The 18,834-nt window shown below is 67.5% G+C and carries 15 protein-coding genes; 12 read left to right on the forward strand and 3 right to left on the reverse strand.

Annotated elements, in window-relative coordinates; all coding sequences use genetic code 11:
- Positions 1 to 46: 46 nt before the first annotated feature.
- Positions 47 to 2,794: a pyruvate dehydrogenase (acetyl-transferring), homodimeric type gene (gene aceE / locus SPR02S_RS28140; protein WP_019060357.1), complete on the reverse strand. Its 2,748-nt coding sequence runs from the start codon at positions 2,792 to 2,794 to the stop codon at positions 47 to 49.
- Positions 2,795 to 3,212: 418 nt separating this feature from the next.
- On the opposite strand from aceE, the gene SPR02S_RS28145 reads away from it, so the two are divergent.
- The 6 genes from SPR02S_RS28145 (at position 3,213) to SPR02S_RS28170 (ending at position 7,793) form a co-directional block, all read left to right on the forward strand.
- Positions 3,213 to 3,650 (forward strand): DUF3052 domain-containing protein, encoded by a 438-nt coding sequence (locus tag SPR02S_RS28145; protein ID WP_019060358.1) that lies wholly within the window; start codon positions 3,213 to 3,215, stop codon positions 3,648 to 3,650.
- 138 nt (positions 3,651 to 3,788) lie between these two features.
- Positions 3,789 to 4,247, forward strand: a complete 459-nt coding sequence (locus SPR02S_RS28150; protein WP_026150930.1) for a peroxiredoxin — start codon at positions 3,789 to 3,791, stop codon at positions 4,245 to 4,247.
- Positions 4,248 to 4,360: 113 nt separating this feature from the next.
- Positions 4,361 to 4,936 carry a TerD family protein gene (locus SPR02S_RS28155; RefSeq protein ID WP_019060360.1) on the forward strand — a complete coding sequence of 192 codons (576 nt, stop codon included), beginning with the start codon at positions 4,361 to 4,363 and terminating at the stop codon, positions 4,934 to 4,936.
- Between the two features lie 130 nt (positions 4,937 to 5,066).
- On the forward strand, positions 5,067 to 5,642 hold the full coding sequence (locus SPR02S_RS28160; RefSeq protein WP_019060361.1) for a TerD family protein: 576 nt from the start codon (positions 5,067 to 5,069) through the stop codon (positions 5,640 to 5,642).
- A 154-nt stretch (positions 5,643 to 5,796) separates the two neighbouring features.
- Positions 5,797 to 6,942 (forward strand): DUF475 domain-containing protein, encoded by a 1,146-nt coding sequence (locus SPR02S_RS28165; protein ID WP_019060362.1) that lies wholly within the window; start codon positions 5,797 to 5,799, stop codon positions 6,940 to 6,942.
- A gap of 116 nt (positions 6,943 to 7,058) precedes the next feature.
- The gene (locus SPR02S_RS28170; RefSeq protein ID WP_019060363.1) at positions 7,059 to 7,793 is read left to right on the forward strand and encodes a TerD family protein; all 735 of its coding nucleotides are present in this window, start codon (positions 7,059 to 7,061) and stop codon (positions 7,791 to 7,793) included.
- Positions 7,794 to 7,883: 90 nt separating this feature from the next.
- Here the strand turns inward: SPR02S_RS28170 and SPR02S_RS28175 are convergent, their stop codons facing one another.
- A complete protein-coding gene (locus SPR02S_RS28175; RefSeq protein WP_019060364.1) occupies positions 7,884 to 8,660 on the reverse strand; it encodes a TerD family protein in 777 nt (258 codons plus the stop codon).
- Positions 8,661 to 8,836: 176 nt separating this feature from the next.
- Here SPR02S_RS28175 and SPR02S_RS28180 point away from each other — a divergent pair, with 176 nt between their 5' ends.
- Genes SPR02S_RS28180 through SPR02S_RS28190 form a run of 3 tightly spaced genes read left to right on the forward strand, consistent with a single transcriptional unit; the run spans position 8,837 to position 13,418 of the window.
- Positions 8,837 to 10,003: an HpcH/HpaI aldolase/citrate lyase family protein gene (locus SPR02S_RS28180; protein ID WP_019060365.1), complete on the forward strand. Its 1,167-nt coding sequence runs from the start codon at positions 8,837 to 8,839 to the stop codon at positions 10,001 to 10,003.
- 14 nt (positions 10,004 to 10,017) lie between these two features.
- Positions 10,018 to 12,591 (forward strand): phosphoribosyltransferase, encoded by a 2,574-nt coding sequence (locus SPR02S_RS28185; RefSeq protein WP_019060366.1) that lies wholly within the window; start codon positions 10,018 to 10,020, stop codon positions 12,589 to 12,591.
- Positions 12,591 to 13,418, forward strand: a complete 828-nt coding sequence (locus SPR02S_RS28190; protein WP_019060367.1) for an HAD family hydrolase — start codon at positions 12,591 to 12,593, stop codon at positions 13,416 to 13,418. Before SPR02S_RS28185 ends, SPR02S_RS28190 begins: the two co-directional genes overlap by 1 nt.
- Positions 13,419 to 13,505: 87 nt before the next feature.
- Here the strand turns inward: SPR02S_RS28190 and SPR02S_RS60515 are convergent, their stop codons facing one another.
- Complete coding sequence (locus tag SPR02S_RS60515; RefSeq protein ID WP_078623017.1) at positions 13,506 to 13,721, reverse strand: FmdB family zinc ribbon protein; 216 nt, start codon at positions 13,719 to 13,721, stop codon at positions 13,506 to 13,508.
- 311 nt (positions 13,722 to 14,032) lie between these two features.
- Between SPR02S_RS60515 and SPR02S_RS28195 the strand changes: the two genes are divergently transcribed.
- The 3 genes from SPR02S_RS28195 to SPR02S_RS28205 all read left to right on the forward strand — a co-directional run bounded on the left by SPR02S_RS28195 (position 14,033) and on the right by SPR02S_RS28205 (position 18,819).
- Positions 14,033 to 16,216, forward strand: a complete 2,184-nt coding sequence (locus tag SPR02S_RS28195; protein WP_019060368.1) for a transglycosylase domain-containing protein — start codon at positions 14,033 to 14,035, stop codon at positions 16,214 to 16,216.
- 43 nt (positions 16,217 to 16,259) lie between these two features.
- The gene (locus SPR02S_RS28200; protein ID WP_019060369.1) at positions 16,260 to 17,540 is read left to right on the forward strand and encodes a polysaccharide deacetylase family protein; all 1,281 of its coding nucleotides are present in this window, start codon (positions 16,260 to 16,262) and stop codon (positions 17,538 to 17,540) included.
- A 109-nt stretch (positions 17,541 to 17,649) separates the two neighbouring features.
- The gene (locus SPR02S_RS28205) at positions 17,650 to 18,819 is read left to right on the forward strand and encodes an amidase domain-containing protein (RefSeq protein ID WP_019060370.1); all 1,170 of its coding nucleotides are present in this window, start codon (positions 17,650 to 17,652) and stop codon (positions 18,817 to 18,819) included.
- The last annotated feature ends 15 nt before the right edge of the window (positions 18,820 to 18,834 follow it).

Here is an 18,834-nt window from a genome sequence, read left to right on the forward strand (position 1 = left end):
CCGCGTGGGCGCGACCAGCCCCCACGCACCCGCAGACGAAAAACGACTACGCGTCCCCGCCCGCCGCACCCGGATCAGCCGAAGCAACATCCAGCAACTGATACCGATCGATCGCCTGCTTCAACACAGACCGATCAACCTTCCCCTCGCGCGCCAACTCCGTCAGCACAGCCACCACAATCGACTCCGCGTCAATGTGGAAGAACCGCCGAGCCGCCCCGCGGGTGTCAGCGAACCCGAACCCATCAGCCCCCAACGACTGATAAGTCCCGGGCACCCACCGAGAAATCTGGTCAGGAACCGACCGCATCCAGTCGGAAACAGCCACGAACGGCCCCTCCGCCCCGCTCAACTTCCGCGTGACATAAGGAACCTGCTGCTCCTCCTCGGGATGCAGCAGATTGTGCCGCTCGACATCGACCGCCTCGCGCCGCAGTTCGTTCCAGGAGGTCGCGGACCACACATCGGCCCGCACGTTCCAGTCCTCGGCGAGAAGCCGCTGAGCCTCGATAGCCCACGGCACCGCCACGCCCGACGCCATGATCTGCGCCGGAACCGTCCCCGAAGCCCCCCGACTGATCCGGTGGACGCCCTTGAGGATGCCCTCCACATCGACGTCCGCGGGCTCCGCCGGGTGCTGGATCGGCTCGTTGTAGACGGTGAGGTAGTAGAAGACGTCCTCGCCGTGCGGGTGTTCCGCGTCCGAGCCGTACATCCGCCGCAGTCCGTCCTGCACGATGTACGCGATCTCGTACGAATACGCAGGGTCGTAGGCGACACACCCCGGGTTGGTCGACGCGAGCAACTGCGAGTGCCCGTCCGCGTGTTGCAGACCCTCACCGGTCAGAGTCGTACGACCCGCGGTCGCGCCCAGTACGAAACCGCGCGCCAACTGGTCGGCCATCTGCCAGAACTGGTCACCGGTGCGCTGGAAACCGAACATCGAGTAGAAGACGTAGACCGGGATGAGCGGCTCGCCGTGCGTCGCGTACGCCGAACCCGCCGCGATCAGCGAAGCGGTGCAGCCCGCCTCCGAGATGCCGTCGTGCAGCATCTGCCCGGTCGGCGACTCCTTGTACGCGAGCAGGAGTTCACGGTCCACCGACTCGTACTGCTGGCCCAGCGGGTTGTAGATCTTCGCGCTCGGGAAGAACGAGTCCATGCCGAACGTGCGGTACTCGTCCGGCGCGATCAGTACGAACCGTCGGCCGATCTCCTTGTCCCGCATGAGGTCCTTGAGCAGCCGCACGAACGCCATGGTGGTGGCGATCGACTGCTGGCCCGAACCCTTCTTCACACTCGCGTACGTCTTCTCCTCGGGCAGCGCCAGTGGCTTCGAGCGGACGACACGCGTCGGGACGTAGCCCCCGAGCGCGTTGCGCCGGTCGTGCATGTACTGGATCTCCTCCGAGTTCCGGCCCGGGTGGAAGTACGGCGGCGCGCCGGACTCCAGCTCCTGGTCGGTGATCGGCAGGTGCAGCCGGTCGCGGAAGCCCTTGAGGTCGGCGACCGTCAGCTTCTTCATCTGGTGCGTGGCGTTGCGGCCCTCGAAGTTGGGGCCCAGCGTCCAGCCCTTGACCGTCTGGGCGAGGACGACGGTCGGCTGGCCCTGGTGCTGCTTGGCCGCCTCGAAGGCCGCGTAGACCTTCTGGTGGTCGTGCCCGCCGCGCCCCAGGTGCAGGATCTGGTCGTCGGTCATGTTCTCGACCATCGCGCGCAGCCGGTGGTCGTGCCCGAAGAAGTGCTCGCGGATGTACGCGCCGGTCTCCGTGGCGTACGTCTGGAACTGGCCGTCCGGCGTGGTGTTCAGCTGGTTGACCAGCACGCCGTCCCGGTCCTGGGCCAGCAGCGGGTCCCAGGTGCGGTCCCAGACCAGCTTGATGACGTTCCAGCCGGCGCCCCGGAACTGCGACTCCAGCTCCTGGATGATCTTGCCGTTGCCGCGCACCGGGCCGTCGAGCCGCTGGAGGTTGCAGTTGACGACGAAGGTCAGGTTGTCGAGGCCCTCGCGCGCGGCGATGGACAGCTGGCCGAGCGACTCCGGCTCGTCCATCTCGCCGTCGCCGAGGAACGCCCACACGTGCGACCGCGACGTGTCCGCGATGCCGCGCGCCTCCATGTAGCGGTTCATCCGCGCCTGGAAGATCGCGCCGAGCGGGCCCAGGCCCATGGACACGGTCGGGAACTCCCAGAAGTCCGGCATCGACCGCGGGTGCGGGTACGAGGACAGCCCGTACGGCGCCTTCGACTTCTCCTGGCGGAACGCGTCCAGCTGCTGCTCGCTGAGCCGGTCCAGGAGGAACGCGCGGGCGTAGATGCCCGGCGAGGCGTGCCCCTGGAAGAAGATCTGGTCGCCGCCGTCGCCCTGGTCCTTGCCCCGGAAGAAGTGGTTGAAGCCCACGTCGTAGAGCGAGGCGGAGGAGGCGAACGTGGCGATGTGGCCGCCGACACCGATGCCGGGACGCTGGGCCCTGGACACCATCACCGCGGCGTTCCAGCGGGTCGCGTTCAGGATGCGGCGCTCGATGTCCTCGTTGCCGGGGAAGAACGGCTCGTCCTTGGTGGCGATGGTGTTGACGTAGTCAGTGCTGCGCATCTCGGGCACGGCCACGCGCTTCTCGCGGGCCCGCTCGATCAGCCGGAGCATCAGATAGCGGGCCCGCTCACGGCCGCGCTGGTCCACGGCGGCGTCGAGCGAGTCGAGCCACTCCTGGGTCTCTTCGGGATCGAAGTCAGGAACCTGACTCGGAAGGCCGCCAATGATGATCGGATTGCGATCGGATCCGGAAGCCACGCTGTTCCTTACCTGTCAGAGGGGACTGTCTGAGGCTGATGGGGTGGGCCTATGAGGGCTTAATGAGGCTTATCGGTGCTGGATTTCCATGGTTCTGCACCGTTCCCCATGGTCTACCGCAGGATGGCAATCGTCATCTCTACCGTGAGGTAACCGTGACTCGTTTAGCAAAGTCATTCGAGTCGCGTACCCTCGGAGGGTTCTCAAACGTGCAAACCGGGCAGAACGCTGTGGTGTACGTCACCAGCGGCCGCGATAGCGTGCCTGGAGTTGCGGCGACACGGCCAGGATCGTCACCGTTTCGGCGTTCCGAATCGCCGGGTACTTGCGCGATCCGGCCCGTCCGTGTGGACTACGGCCAATGCTTCGCGCACGCGCGATGCTGGACATTCATCAAGACATGATCAGGAGGCAACCCGTGAGCGCGACCGCGGACCACGCGGAGGAGCGGACGAACCCTGCCGTCAGGCTGGGGTTCCAGCCCGAGCAGGTGGTCCAGGAGATCGGCTACGACGACGACGTAGACCAGGAACTCCGCGAGGCCATTGAAGAAGTCATCGGCAGCGACCTGGTGGACGAGGACTACGACGACGTCGCCGATGCCGTGGTGCTGTGGTTCCGCGACGAGGACGGCGACCTGACCGACGTGCTGGTGGACGCCATCTCGTACGTCGAGGAGGGCGGCTCGATCCTGCTGCTGACGCCGAAGACCGGCCGTGACGGCTACGTCGAGCCCAGCGACATCTCGGAAGCCGCCACGACCGCGGGCCTTTCCGCGGCCAAGAGCGTCAGCGTGGGCAAGGACTGGAGTGGCAGCCGGCTGGTGACGCCCAAGGCAGCCAAGTCCAAGAGGTAGACCCCGGAGGTACCTCGATCGTTGAACCCCGGACGGGCTGGCCACGCCAGCCCGTCCGTCCGCATGCCGTGATCGCTGCGTAGGGTGGACGCCGGGTGGACTCACCCGAACAGCCCCACCGAAGGGATGCAGGACGAGATGGCGATTCAGGTCGGCGACAAGGCCCCCGATTTCGAGCTCAAGGACAACCACGGCGCCACCGTGAAGCTCTCCGACTTCCGCGGCGACAAGAACGTGGTGCTGCTCTTCTACCCCTTCGCCTTCACCGGCGTCTGCACCGGCGAACTGTGCTCCCTGCGCGACAACCTGCCGCAGTTCACCGACCGAGACACCCAGCTCCTCGCGGTCTCGAACGACTCCATCCACACCCTGCGCGTCTTCGCCGAGCAGGAGGGCCTGGAGTACCCGCTGCTCTCCGACTTCTGGCCGCACGGCAACACTTCGCGCGCCTACGGCGTCTTCGACGAGGACAAGGGCTGCGCCGTGCGCGGCACCTTCGTCATCGACAAGGAGGGCGTCGTGCGCTGGACGGTCGTCAACGGCCTGCCGGACGCGCGCGACCTCAACGAGTACGTGAAGGCGCTCGACAGCCTGTGATTGTTAGGTTCCAGAGCCTGCGAGGGTCGGGAACCCGTCACTAGGATCGAGACGTTGATCCGATACCGACGCACTACGGGGCATCCCCGCCCCTGGACACCAATGGAGGACTCGTGGGAGTCAGCCTCAGCAAGGGCGGCAACGTTTCACTGACCAAGGAGGCCCCGGGCCTGACCGCGGTCATCGTCGGTCTGGGGTGGGACGTCCGTACCACCACCGGCACCGACTTCGACCTCGACGCCAGCGCCCTGCTGCTGAACAGCGCGGGCAAGGTCGCCAGTGACGCGAACTTCGTCTTCTTCAACAACCTCAAGAGCCCCGACGGCTCCGTCGAGCACACCGGTGACAACACCACCGGTGAGGGCGAGGGCGACGACGAGGCGATCAAGGTGAACCTCGCGGCGGTCCCGGCCGACGTCGACAAGATCACCTTCCCGGTCTCGATCTACGACGCCGAGAACCGCCAGCAGTCCTTCGGCCAGGTCCGCAACGCGTTCATCCGCGTGGTGAACCAGGCCGGCGGCGCCGAGATCGCCCGCTACGACCTCTCCGAGGACGCCTCCACCGAGACGGCCATGGTCTTCGGCGAGCTGTACCGCAACGGCGCGGAGTGGAAGTTCCGCGCCATCGGCCAGGGCTACGCCTCGGGCCTGCGCGGCATCGCCCAGGACTTCGGCGTCAACGTCTGACGTACGAGCGTCCGATGTACGGAGGCTTCACCGTCCGGCGCCGCGCGGTTCGCGTGCGGCGCCGGAGGGTCTCCCCTCCGGGGGAGTGCAGGACAACCAAAGAAGCATCGCCTCGGGGAGGACCAGCACTATGGGCGTCACGCTCGCCAAGGGGGGCAATGTCTCCCTGTCCAAGGCCGCACCGAACCTCACGAACGTCCTGATCGGCCTCGGCTGGGACGCGCGCTCCACCACCGGCGCCGACTTCGACCTCGACGCCAGCGCCCTGCTGTGCAACGGCGGCCGGGTGCTCGGTGACGAGTGGTTCATCTTCTACAACCAGCTCACCAGCCCGGACGGTTCGGTGGAGCACACCGGCGACAACCTCACCGGTGAGGGCGAGGGTGACGACGAGTCGATCCTGGTCGACCTCTCCAAGGTGCCGGCCAACGTCGACAAGATCGTCTTCCCGGTCTCCATCCACGACGCCGATGTCCGCGGCCAGACCTTCGGCCAGGTCAGCAACGCCTTCATCCGCGTCGTCAACCAGGCCGACGGCCTTGAGCTGGCCCGCTACGACCTCTCCGAGGACGCCTCCACCGAAACGGCCATGATCTTCGGCGAGCTCTACCGCTACCAGGGCGAGTGGAAGTTCAGGGCGGTCGGACAGGGGTATGCGTCGGGACTGCGGGGCATCGCCATGGACTTCGGGGTCAACGTCTCGTAAAGGGCGTTATCCACACCGGCTGTCCCGGTCGGCGGAGTCTCCCTCTAGACTCAGTGCTCGACGTCAAATTTTAAGTAAAGCCGAGTGCGGCGCGGGGGGAGACCCTCCCCCAGACTCCGTCTGGGGGAACCCCCAACACACGATTGGGTAGCCAGTGCTTCTGAAAACCTTCGGCTGGTCGTTCGCGGTCACCGCGCTCGGCCTTGTCGCAGCGGCGTTCTACGGGGGGTGGGAAGCCTTCGGCATCGTGGCGATCCTGGCCGTCCTGGAGATCTCGCTGTCCTTCGACAACGCGGTGGTCAACGCCGGGATCCTGAAGAAGATGTCTGCCTTCTGGCAGAAGATCTTCCTCACGATCGGTGTCCTGATCGCCGTCTTCGGCATGCGGCTGGTGTTCCCCGTCGTCATCGTCGCGGTCACCGCCAAGATCGGCCCGATCGACGCGGTCGACCTCGCGCTCAACAACAAGGACCACTACCAGCAGCTGGTCACCGACGCCCACCCGGCGATCGCGGCCTTCGGCGGCATGTTCCTGCTGATGATCTTCCTGGACTTCATCTTCGAGGACCGGGACATCCAGTGGCTGCGCTGGATCGAGCGCCCGCTGGCCAAGCTCGGCAAGGTCGACATGCTGTCGGTCTGCATCGCGCTGATCGTCCTGCTGATCACCTCGTTCACCTTCGCGGCCCACGCCCACCAGCACGGCGGCGCGCACGCGGACAAGGCGCAGACGGTCCTGATCGCCGGTATCTCCGGCCTGATCACGTACATGATCGTCGGCGGACTCTCGGGCTACTTCGAGGACAAGCTCGAAGAAGAGGAGGAGCGGGAGCACGAGGAGGAGGAAGAGGCCGCGCGCACCGGCAAGCAGCGCTCGGCAGTCGTCCTCGCCGGCCAGGCAGCGTTCTTCATGTTCCTGTACCTCGAAGTGCTCGACGCATCCTTCTCCTTCGACGGCGTGATCGGCGCGTTCGCCATCACCAACGACATCGTCCTGATGGCCCTGGGCCTCGGCATCGGCGCGATGTACGTCCGCTCGCTGACGGTCTACCTGGTCCGCCAGGGCACCCTTGACGACTACGTCTACCTGGAGCACGGCGCCCACTACGCGATCGGCGCCCTGGCCGTGATCCTCATGGTCACCATCCAGTACCAGATCAACGAGGTCATCACCGGCCTGGTCGGCGTCATCCTGATCGGCTGGTCCTTCTGGTCCTCGGTCCGCAGGAACAAGGCCCTCGCGGAAGCAGAGGGAAAAGCGGGCGCGGACGAGAAGACTGAGGTCTCGTCCGGGGTGTGACAAGCTCCCTGGTAAGGGAACGCTTCTGTTCGGGGCGGCCGTCGAGGACATGTCCTCTGTCCGGCCGCCCCGACGGCTTTGTCATGCGGAACGTTGATGTGGACGTGGGGGCGGGAATGGGCTTCTTCGACGGAATCTGGCGGCGCGAGGCCGACTTCGACTCGGGCAGCGCGGCCAGCAACGCGATAGAACTGACCAAACGGCACCATCAGGTCTCGCTCACCAAACAGGGCGCGGCCACCGGCAACCTCCGCGTCAACCTCACCTGGCGGATGCGGACCTCCGACATCGGCGGCCTCCAGCGGGACAGCCTCCTGAGGCACCCCTTCAAGGCGCTCAAGCCCCCGGAGGTCATGGGCCACAGCCAGAGCATGGTCAACGTGGACCTCGACCTGGGCTGCCTCTACGAGCTCATGGACGGCACCAAGGGCGTGGTCCAGCCCCTCGGCGGCCTCCTCGGCGACGTCAACTCACCCCCCTACGTGAAGCTCAGCGGCGACGACCGCTTCGGCTCCGCGTCCGGCGAGACGATGTACGTCAACCTCGACCACCGCGACCAGATCAAACGCCTCCTGGTCTTCGTCTACATCTACGACCAGACCCCGGCCTTCGACCGCACCCACGCGATCGTCACGCTGTACCCCAGCAACGGCCCCCGCATCGAGATAGGCCTCGACGAACGCCACCCCCAGGCCCGCTCCTGCGCGGTCGTGATGATCGAAAACGTCAAGGGCGAACTGATGGTCCGCCGCGAGGTGAAGTTCGTGTACGGCTTCCAAGCGGAACTGGACCGGTTGTATGGGTGGGGCTTGCAGTGGGGGCGGGGCTACAAGACCAAGGTGGAGCGCTGAAGCGCCCCGAAGGGGCAGCTTCTCCAGGGGCGCGGGGAACTGCGCGCCCAGCCCCCACCGGCCGGCAGCCAAAAAACAACGCACCCACCCTCAGATGAACTGCGGCCCCTGCGGAGGCATCCGAAAGTTCGGATCCGGCGCAGCAGCAACAGGCACCGGCTGCGGATACCCGTACGTCCCCGCCGGAGCGGTCTGCGGATACCCATACGCAGGCTGAGTCACGGGCTCCTCGGCCTGCGGATACCCGTACCCGGACTGCACCGGAACCGCCGGAGGCAACGGCTGGGAGACCCCCGCCTCAGCCACCCCCACCCCCACTCCCTCCGACTCGTCCACCGTGATCCCGAAGTCCATCGCCAGCCCGCGCAACCCGTTGGCGTACCCCTCACCGAGCGCCCGGAACTTCCACCCGTCACCCCGCCGGTACAGCTCCCCGCAGATCAGCGCGGTCTCCTCACCGGTCTCCGGCTTGATGTCGAAATACAGCAGCGGTTCACCCTCCGCGACGGCCGCGTCGTACAGCAGGATGCGCAGCCCCTGTACGTGGTCGAAGGTGACCTCGTCCGCCGAAGCGACCACCAGAATCCGGCTGACTTCGGGCTCGACACCGGCGAGATCTGTCTGGATCGTGTCGGTGGGACCCTCCGCGACACGCTTCTTGCCGAGCCACCAGACCTTCCCGGAGGGGTGCCGGGGCTGGTTGTAGAAGACGAAGTCCTCGTCGGAACGCACCTGACCGGCGGGGCCGAGGAGCAGCGCCGAGGCATCCACGTCCGGGACCTCCGCCCCGGGGGCCCAGCGCAGCACGGCACGTACCGTGGTGGCTTCCAGCGGGACGTTCGACCCCTTCAGCATCGCGTGCGTCATGCGGTCATCCTGCCCTCTCGGTCCTGGTCACGACAACGTGGGGGTTCGGACACCGACATGGCCGAGTTACCTGAAGTTCATGCCCGGCGGGAACCCTCGACATGGGTTTGTACGTACTATTACCGGCCACCTATCGAAAACAATCACGAACCACAACGGCACCACGGGGGAGCTTTATGCGTCATTTCGGGCACATTGCCCCTGAGGTACGGCAGCGTCTCTTCTTCCAGGAGCCGTGCGAGTTCGACGCGGACTCCCCGGCCAGGCTGCTCGCCGCGGCCCTGGGCGCCACGCTCTACAGCCCGGCCACCCGACCCCACCTCGCCGACGACATCGTCAAGCTGGCGGGACGCGGTGTCGTCTCGATGGTGCTGTGCCTGGAGGACTCGATCGGCGACGAGGACGTCCCGGCCGCCGAGGAGAACCTGGTCCAGCAGTTCACCGAGCTGGCAGCCCGCCCGGACACCGAGCTGCCGCTGCTGTTCATCCGGGTCCGCGTGCCCGAACAGATCCCCGATCTCGTACGCCGCATGGGCCCGGCCGTAGAACTGCTCTCCGGCTTCGTGATGCCGAAGTTCACCGAGGAGAGCGGCACCCCCTTCCTGGAGGCGCTGGCCGCCGCGGAGGCGGCGAGCGGCCACCGGCTGTTCGGCATGCCGGTCCTGGAGTCGCCGGAGCTGCTGTACCGCGAGTCGCGTGTCGAGACCCTGGAGGGCATCTCCCGCGCGGTCGACAAGTACCGCGACCGCGTCCTCGCCCTGCGCCTGGGCGTGACGGACTTCTGCTCCTCCTACGGCCTGCGCCGCGCCTCCGACATGACGGCTTACGACGTCCAGATCGTCGCCAACGTGATCGGCGACGTGGTGAACATGCTGGGCCGCGCCGACGGCACCGGGTTCACGGTGACCGGCCCGGTGTGGGAGTACTTCCGGGTCCAGGAGCGCATGTTCAAGCCGCAGCTGCGCCGCAGCCCCTTCCTGGAGGGCCAGGCGGAGGAGCTGCGTGAGGCGCTGATCGAGCACGCCATGGACGGCCTGCTGCGCGAGATCTCTCTCGACCAGGCCAACGGGCTGATGGGCAAGACCTGCATCCACCCCTCGCACGTGCTGCCCGTGCACGCGCTGTCCGTGGTCAGCCACGAGGAGTTCTGCGACGCGCAGGACATCCTGCGGCCGGAGCGGGGTGGCGGGGGCGTGCTGCGCTCGGCGTACACGAACAAGATGAACGAGGTGAAGCCGCACCGCGCCTGGGCCGAGCGGACGATGCTGCGCGCCGAGATCTTCGGGGTCGCACGCGAGGACGTCGGCTTCGTGGAGCTGCTCGCCGCCGGAATCCCCGGCTGAATCGCAAGGGACGTATGAACAAGGCAGTGAACGACGGGGTCCGGCCGGGCAATAACGAGGTCTGGTCGGGCAGTTGGGTCGCGGAGCGGCTCGGTGTCGAACTGCTCGGCGACCCCGAGCTGACGGACCTCCTGGGCCTGGCCCTCCGCCGCAACCCCAAGCGGGCCCACCTGCTCGTGTCGAACGTACTCGGCAAGCACGTCCCGCAGTCCCCGTCGATCGTGTACGGCTACGGCTTCACCCTGGGCCGTAGGGTCCGCGACCTCCTCGGCCCCGACGAGGCCGCCCGGGCGGTGGTCCTCGGCTACGCGGAGACGGCGACGGGCCTCGGCCACGCGGTGGCGGACGGCATCGCCGTCGCCCCCTACCTCCACTCGACCCGCCGCCCGGTCGCCGGCGTGGCCACGGCGGGCGGCTTCGAGGAGTCCCACTCCCACGCGACGTCCCACCTCCTGCTGCCGGAGGACCCCGAACTCCTCGCGGGGGAGGGGCCGTTGGTCCTGGTGGACGACGAGTTCTCCACGGGCAACACGGTCCTGAACACGATCCGCGACCTGCACGAGCGTTATCCACGTGACCGGTATGTGGTGGTCGCCCTGGTGGACATGCGTTCGGCGGCGGACGCGGGTCGGTTGGACGAGTTCGCGGCGGAGATCGGCGCGAGGGTGGACCTGGTGGCGGCGGCATCCGGCACGGTTCGCCTGCCGGAGGGGGTGCTGGAGAGGGGCCAGGAGTTGGTGGCGCGGTACGAGGCAGGGGGTGCTGGGGCAGGTGGTCTGTCGTCTGCTGCGCCGTCTGGGCTGGTCGCGCAGTTCCCCGCGCCCCTAAAAACCCACCTGGACGCCAACCCCCCAGGGGCGCGGGGAACTGCGCGACAAGCCCCCACCGGCCCGCACCCGACCCACAACCGAACCACCCGAGTCGAACTCCGCTGGCCCAGAAACCTCCCCGACGGTGGACGTCACGGCTTCACCCCCCAACACCGAATACGCCTCGAACGTGCCCTCCCCGCAATGGCCGCCCGCCTCGCAGACGCCCTCCCTGAGGGCGCGCATCGCGTGCACATCCTCGGTTTCGAAGAGCTGATGTACGCCCCGTTGAGACTGGCCCGCGAGTTGGAACAGGTCGTAGACGCTGGTGTCACCTACTCCACCACCACCCGCTCGCCCGTCCTCGCGGTGGACGACCCCGGCTACGCGATACGAACCCGCCTGACCTTCCCGGCCCACGACACCCCCGCCGACGGCCCGGGCGACCGCTACGCCTACAACATCGCCGGCGCCGGTTTCGACGCGGTCGTCGCCGTGATCGACGACACTGCCGACACCCCCGAACTCCACGCCCCGGACGGCCTGTTGGCGAGGCTCGCCGAACACACCCCGCACGTCATCCTCGCGGTAGTGCCCTCGTACGTCCCCGAAAGGCCCCCCATGCTCCCCGAGCCCCTCCGCGGCCCCGCCTTCTCCTCGTACGCGCCCGAAGAGGTCGGCTGGCTGCTCCAGGACCTCTCGGACGTGACGCTGGAGGCGCCGACCGAGGAGCGCGAGGAGGCCATCCAGAGCGGCGGCGCGCATTACGCGGAGTCGCTGCCGGTGGAGTACCAGCCGAGCGAGCAGTACCAACAGCTCTTCCACACCGCCCTGGACGAGGCCGCCGGCCGACTCGCGCTCGCCGTGGGCGCGGTCACCGAACTCGTCCTCGCCGAGCGCTCCCCGCACCCCGTGCTCGTCTCCCTCGCCCGCGCAGGAACCCCCGTAGGCGTCCTGATGCGCCGCTGGGCCCAGTACCGCCACGGTCTCGACCTCCCGCACTATGCCGTGTCGATCGTGCGCGGCCGAGGCATCGACGCCAACGCGCTCCGCTATCTCGCCGCCCACCACGACCCCGCCGACGTCGTGTTCGTCGACGGCTGGACCGGCAAGGGCGCCATCACCCGCGAACTCACCGACGCGGTCAGGGAGTTCGAGGAGTCCGACGGCATCACCGGCTTCGACCCGGAGATCGCGGTGCTCGCCGACCCAGGATCCTGCGTGCAGACCTACGGCACCCGCGAGGACTTCCTCATCCCCTCCGCCTGCCTCAACTCGACCGTGTCGGGGCTGATTTCACGCACGGTGCTCCGCTCGGACCTGGTCGGCCCGCACGACTTCCACGGCGCCAAGTTCTACCGCGAACTCGCCGGAGTCGACGTCTCCGTGGACTTCCTGGACGCGGTCGCCGCCCGCTTCCCGGAGGTCTCGGACGCGGTGACCGTCCTCGCCAAGGAACTGCTCGCCGCCGACCGCACCCCAACCTGGGAAGGCTGGGCGGCAGTTGAGCGGATCAGCGAGGAGTACGGCATCCACGACGTGAACCTCGTCAAGCCCGGCGTCGGCGAGACCACCCGGGTGCTGCTGCGCCGGGTGCCCTGGAAGATCCTCGCGCGAGCCGGTGCGGGTGCCGACCTCGACCACGTCAGACTCCTCGCCGAGCAGCGAGGCGTGCCCGTCGAGGAGGTGGCCGAACTGCCGTACACCTGCGTGGGGTTGATCCACCCCAAGTACACGCGCGGTGCGACCGGCGCTGACGGCAAGGCGGTGGCGGTCTGATGCCGGTACTCGTCGCGAGCGACCTCGACCGTACGCTCATCTACTCCTCGGCCGCCCTCGCCCTGACGATGCCGGACGCGCAGGCGCCCCGGCTGCTCTGCGTCGAGGTGCACGAGAGCAAGCCGCTGTCCTTCATGACGGAGACCGCGGCCGGACTCCTCACCGAACTCGGCGAACTGGGTGACGCGGCCGTCTTCGTGCCGACCACCACCCGCACCCGCAAGCAGTACCAGCGCATCAACCTGCCAGGCCCGGAACCGAAGTTCGCGATCTGCGCCAACGGCGGCCACCTCCTCGTCGACGGCGTCACCGACGAGGACTGGCACGCCGGGGTCCAGGCAAAGCTGGCCGCCGAGTGCGCGCCGCTGGAGGAGGTCCGGCAGTACCTGGCGGACACCGCCGACCCGGCGTGGGTACGCAAGCACCGCGTCGCCGAGGACCTCTTCGCCTACCTCGTCGTCGAGCGCGAACTCCTCCCCGAGGAGTGGGTGAAGGAACTCGCGGTCTGGGCGGAGAACCGAGGCTGGACGGTCTCGCTCCAGGGCCGCAAGATCTACGCCGTCCCGAAGCCCCTCACCAAGAGCGCAGCGATGCGAGAGGTGGCCCACCGCACGGGCGCCACCCTGACCCTGGCAGCCGGCGACTCCTTGCTGGACGCCGACCTCCTGCTGGCAGCAGACAAGGCCTGGCGCCCGGGCCATGGAGAGCTGGCAGACGAGTCCTGGACGGCCCCCAACGTCACGGCCCTACCCGAGCGAGGCGTCCTGGCGGGCGAGCGAATCCTGCGGGAGTTCTTGACACAGTCCCGTACAGTCGCCCTTTTTTAGGGGCGCGGGACTGTATCGATTTGCGGCTCCGCCGCGCGGGCGCGACCAGCCCCCACGCACCCGCACCCGACAACGCACAGACTCTGCCTAGCCGCAGCACCCGCCACCACAACAACCGCCGCCCCCGCCGCCCCCTCCGGCCGCGGGGGCAGAGGACGTACCCCCCACCGCCACAGCCGACAGCAGCTTCACCGTGTCGTCATGCCCGGAGGGACAGTCCGCCGGCGCGGAGGACTCCGCCATAGGTCGGCTGACTTCGAATGTGGTCCCACAGGTCCGGCAGCGGTACTCGTAGCGAGGCATGGCATCAGGCTAACCCCCACCTCACATGAGCCTCACATGAGTACGGCACCTTGTTTTTTCATGAAGGTTTCGGCTGTGTCCTGTTCTGTCGTTTTCTTATATGGAGAACTTGCGAAGACCACTGGTAATTTGAGGGCGTCGCGTGATCTGTGAGGCCGGGGGGAACCGGGATTTGCAGTCGCGTCCGCGGCAACCTGGACAGACCCTCGTACGACTGTGCGTCTGCCTGTGCGAGCAATACGGAGTGCGGAGGGGAACGCGTCGTGAGCCACGAGGGGGAGGGGGAAGAGCCTCAGCGACCGGACGAGACCATGCAGTTGAAGCTCCCCGCCGGGTTCCGTCCGGACGAGACCATGCAGCTGCGGTTGTCCGACCTGGAGATACCGGAGGCGTCCGAGATACCCGAGGGGGAGACGAAACCGGTCCGGCACCGGGGGCGCAAAGCCCACCGCGCGTCCCTCCGCAGCCGTCTCTCCCGCCTCGCCGCGATCCTCCGCACCCGCTTCGCCCCCGTCGCCGCCCGCCTCGCCCCGGCCGTGATCTTCCTCACGCCGTACGTCCGCAAGCTGCGCCCGATGTACCCGCGCCCGGGCCGTACGGACTGGCGCCGCTGGATACCCTCGTGGCGGCAGTCGGTCGGGGGCGTCCTGGCCGTCGTAGGTCTCAGCGGAATGTTCCTGGTCGTCGCCTACGCGACCACCGACATCCCCTCGAACCTCAACACGTACGCCACCCAGCAGGACAACGTGTACTTCTGGTCGGACGGGACGCCCATGGCCCGGACCGGCTGGGTGCAGCGGCAGGCGATGCCGCTGAAGGACATCCCCGAGGACGTCCGCTGGGCCGTGCTCGCCGCGGAGAACCAGAGCTTCTACAGCGACCCCGGCATCTCCGTGAAGGGCATCGGCCGCGCCCTCTACCGCACGGTCGGCCAGGGGGACACCGAGGGCGGTTCGACGATCACCCAGCAGTACGTGAAGAACGTCTATCTGACCCAGAACCAGACGGTGAGCCGCAAGTTCACCGAGGCGATGATCTCCCTCAAGCTCGACAACAAGATGAGCAAGGACAAGATCCTTGAGGGCTATCTCAACACCAGCTGGTTCGGCCGCGGCACCTACGGCCTGCAGCGCGCCTCGCAGGCGTACTACGGCAAGGACGTCAGTCAGCTCAACGCGAGTCAAGGCGCCTTCCTGGCCTCGCTGTTGAAGGGCGCGGGCCTCTACGACCCGACGCTCAGCAAGGCCAACCACGCCCGGGCGGTGGCCCGTTGGTCGTGGATCCTGGACCGCATGGTGAAGATCGGCAAGCTGTCGCCGGCCGAGCGCGCCAAGTACAAGACCTTCCCCGAGCCGCTCAAGCAGTCGAAGACCTACGACACCGGAAAGCAGAGCGACTACCTGGTCGAACTGGCCACCCAGTACGCGAAGAAGACCGCGCACATCTCGGACAAGGACTTCGACCTCGGCGGCTACCAGATCTACACGACCTTCGACCGTAAGCGGGAGACCGAGCTGACGGACGCCGTGAACAAGGCCCGCAAGGACGCGCAGAAGAAGAACGCCGACACGGCAAAGACCGCGCACTACGGCGCCTCCTCGGTGGCCTCCGACGGCCGGATCCTCGCCGTCTACGGCGGCCCCGACCACCGTACGCAGGGCTACAACGACTCCAACTCGACCACTGTGCCCGCCGGTTCGGCCTTCGAGCCGTTCGTCTACGCCGCCGCCCTGGAGCACGGGGTCACCAAGACCCGTGGCAGACCGCCGACTTCGGTCACCCCGGACACGCTGTACGACGGGAACGACGGCGTGCCGATCACCACACCGGAGGGGCCGTACTGGGACCGCAGCGGCAAGAAGGTCGCCGCGCACAACGACGGCAAGAAGTCCTACGGGCAGATCAGTCTGCGCCAGGCCCTCGCCCAGTCCGTGAACACCCCGTTCATGCAGCTCGGCATGGACACCGGGCTGACGACCGTACGGAAGACCGCCGAGGACGCCGGGCTGCTCTCCTCCAGCTTCGGCGCACAGGTGCCCGCGCTGTCGTTGGGGAATGCCACGCCCAGCGCCTTGCGGATGGCGAGCGCGTACGGCACGTTCGACGCCGGGGGCGTCCACACCGAGCCGTACTCGGTCCGCCGTATCACCCGTAACGGCGCCGCGGTCGCCCTGGAGCGGCCGGAGCCGACCCGGGCGATGAGCAGGACCACCGCGAGCGAGGTGACGGACGCGCTCACGGACTCCTTCGGCCTCGCGCATCCCAGCGCAGCCAAGGCCGCCGGAACCGAAGTGGCGGGCAAGACCGGTACCACCCAGGACGACACCGCGGCCTGGTACGTCGGCACGGCCAAGTCCGTGTCGACCGCCGTCGTCGTCTACCGCATCGACCTGGGCAAGAGCCTGGAACCCCTGCCCCTGAAAGGAATCTCCGGCACCCCAGTCACCGACGTCCCCTACGGCATCTGGTCGAGAGCCATGACCCCGCTCGGCTGACCACCGCAGCGCAACCGCCACCTCCTCGCAGAATGAGCCGCCCATGAAGCCTCGGACGAAGGCACCGTCCGGCCGCCGCCGCAGAGCCCCTGAACCGCGCCGTCGTACCCCCAAGCCGGGGTTCCTCACCCTGGCCGTGTTCCTTGTCGTCGCCTCGCTGGTGACCGGGTATCTGGCGCTGAACCGGGACAACACGGCGCCCACCGCGTCGGCGGGCAAGAACGCCGAGCCGAAGTCGACCAAGGAACCCGCCTGGGACGGCAAGACGAAGGTGCTGGGGGACGGCTCCACTTCGTACACGGGGCCTCAGACCGACCAGTTGAAGGCCGTACCGCTCAAGCCCGGTGAGAAACCACCCCAGTTCGTGGTGTTCTCCTGGGACGGGGCGCTTCAGGGGGACGACAAACTCTTCTCGCACTACCGGGAGATGGCGAAGGAGTACAACGCCCACATGACCTTCTTCCTCACGGGCATCTATCTGCTGCCCAAGAGCAAGAGGGACCTGTACCACCCGCCGATGCACTCGGTGGGCTCGGCCGCGATCGACTTCCCCACCGACCAGCACATCCGGGACACCCTGGAGCAACTCCGCCTGGCCTACGAGCAGGGCAACGACATCGGCACCCACTTCAACGGCCACTTCTGCGAGGCCAAGGGCGGCGGTGAGTGGAGCGTCGCGCAGTGGAAGAGCGAGATCGACCAGTTCTTCTCGTTCGTCGAGAACTGGAAGACCAACACCGGCTACACCGATATCCCGGCCCTGCCCTTCGACTTCAAGAAGGAGGTCGTCGGCGGCCGCGCCCCCTGCCTGGAGGGCCAGCCCAACCTCCTGAAGGCGCTGAAGGGTTACGGCTGGCGCTACGACGCCAGCTCCCCGGGCGACTTCCAGATATGGCCCACCAAGAAGGACGGCCTCTGGGACTTCCCGCTCGAACTGCTCCCCTACGGGGACAACATCCAGGCCCTGTCGATGGACTTCAACTTCCTCTACAACCAGTCGGGCGGCACCACCCAGGGCGACCCCGCGAAGTTCGCCGACTGGGAGAAGAAGACCGTCGACTCGTACATGGCCGGCTTCAACCGGGTCTACTACGGCAGCCGGGCGCCCCTGTTCATCGGGAACCACTTCGAGAACTGGAACGGCAGCATCTACATGAAGGCGATCGACCAGATCATCCCGAAGATCTGCACGAAGAAGGGCGTCAAGTGCGTGTCCTTCAGGGAGCTTTCGGACTGGATGGACGTTCAGTCGCCCCAGACTTTGCAGCAGTTGCGCAGCTTGGACCCGGCCCAGTCGCCGGACTGGTCCACGGTGGTCAAGTGACCTCTCGGGACTGGTGAACTGACCAAGTGCAACCCCCTTCACAGGAGCCACACATGGCGTGCGAAGATGCCCTCGCCCGGTAGGCGTACCGGCGTAGAGGGGAACACCATTGAAATCCAGAAAACTGAGCCGTAAGCGGAGCCGTACGGCCATAATCTCGGCGGCCGCCGCCTCGGTCGTCGCCGGCGTCGCCCTCGTGCCCAACTGGAGCGCGGGCGCTGCCGTCGTCGACGACCCGACCGTGAACGCCGCGACCAAGGCGACCTTCCAGAAGCTGGCCGACGCGGTCTTCACCGACCGCACCCAGGCGCTCGTCCACGGGGCCACGACGAAGCAGACCGCGTCTCGCTTCTCCGGCGACGTCCGCCTCTCCAGCACCCAGTCACGCGACGAGAAGTCGGCGCTGAGCCAGCTGCGCGGCCGCCAGAGCAGCATCGCGAAGCTCGGCGAGACGTACCGCACGGGGACCACCAAGGTCACGCTGGACGCGACCCGGGTGACCGGCCGGACCGCCAAGGCCGACGTCACCGAGACGACCACGCTGACGTACGCGAAGGTCACGGGGAACGAGCCGAAGAGCACCGGCTTCCAGGCCCACCACGAACTGACCTTCAAGGCCGACCAGCAGGGCACCTGGCAGCTCTCGAACATCCAGGACACGGACACCGGCGGCCTCGCCGTCAACACGGTGGCCAAGCCCGCGGTCAAGGCGTCGCCCGCCCCGGCCGACGACGGCAACACCACGCCGGACGCGCCGCGCGCGGCCACCACCCGCAACCCGGTGGCGGTCCCGAAGACGAGCACGACGTACGACTACAAGGCGATGGCGACGTACGCCGAGAAGTACTGGAACGTCTACAACACGGCCTACCCGGACTTCAACGGCCACGCGGACGGCGGCGACTGCACCAACTTCGTCAGCCAGTCCCTGAAGGCCGGCGGCTGGAAGCACGTCCCGGGCTATGTCTACGACTACACGAAGTGGTTCGGCACCGCCGACATCCAGTCGGACTCCTTCGTCGGCGTCAACGAGTGGTCCTGGTTCGCGCAGAACTCCAAGCGCACCACCCCGCTCGCGAACGTCTACCAGCTGGAGGTCGGCGACGTCCTCCAGATGGACTTCGACCGGGACGGCGCCAAGGACCACACGATGATCGTGACGGCCAAGAGCAACGGCGTCCCGTACGTCACGTACCACTCGAACAACACCCTGCGCAGGTCGGTGGCGAGCCTCATCGCGTCGTACCCGACCGCGTACTACTACGCCTACCGCACCTGAGTTCCACAGCCCGGC

The organism is Streptomyces prunicolor NBRC 13075 (assembly GCF_000367365.1).
GTDB classification, from domain to species: domain Bacteria; phylum Actinomycetota; class Actinomycetes; order Streptomycetales; family Streptomycetaceae; genus Streptomyces; species Streptomyces prunicolor.

What these genes read in the sequence shown, in the direction of transcription:
- SPR02S_RS28150 (WP_026150930.1), top strand. Translation starts at nt 3,789, where the DNA reads ATGGCGATTCAGGTCGGCGACAAGGCCCCCGATTTCGAGCTCAAGGAC.
- SPR02S_RS28160 (WP_019060361.1), top strand. Translation starts at nt 5,067, where the DNA reads ATGGGCGTCACGCTCGCCAAGGGGGGCAATGTCTCCCTGTCCAAGGCC.
- SPR02S_RS28170 (WP_019060363.1), top strand. Translation starts at nt 7,059, where the DNA reads ATGGGCTTCTTCGACGGAATCTGGCGGCGCGAGGCCGACTTCGACTCG.
- SPR02S_RS28175 (WP_019060364.1), bottom strand. Translation starts at nt 8,660, where the DNA reads ATGACGCACGCGATGCTGAAGGGGTCGAACGTCCCGCTGGAAGCCACC.
- SPR02S_RS28180 (WP_019060365.1), top strand. Translation starts at nt 8,837, where the DNA reads ATGCGTCATTTCGGGCACATTGCCCCTGAGGTACGGCAGCGTCTCTTC.
- SPR02S_RS28185 (WP_019060366.1), top strand. Translation starts at nt 10,018, where the DNA reads ATGAACAAGGCAGTGAACGACGGGGTCCGGCCGGGCAATAACGAGGTC.
- SPR02S_RS28190 (WP_019060367.1), top strand. Translation starts at nt 12,591, where the DNA reads ATGCCGGTACTCGTCGCGAGCGACCTCGACCGTACGCTCATCTACTCC.
- SPR02S_RS60515 (WP_078623017.1), bottom strand. Translation starts at nt 13,721, where the DNA reads ATGCCTCGCTACGAGTACCGCTGCCGGACCTGTGGGACCACATTCGAA.
- SPR02S_RS28195 (WP_019060368.1), top strand. Translation starts at nt 14,033, where the DNA reads ATGCAGTTGAAGCTCCCCGCCGGGTTCCGTCCGGACGAGACCATGCAG.
- SPR02S_RS28200 (WP_019060369.1), top strand. Translation starts at nt 16,260, where the DNA reads ATGAAGCCTCGGACGAAGGCACCGTCCGGCCGCCGCCGCAGAGCCCCT.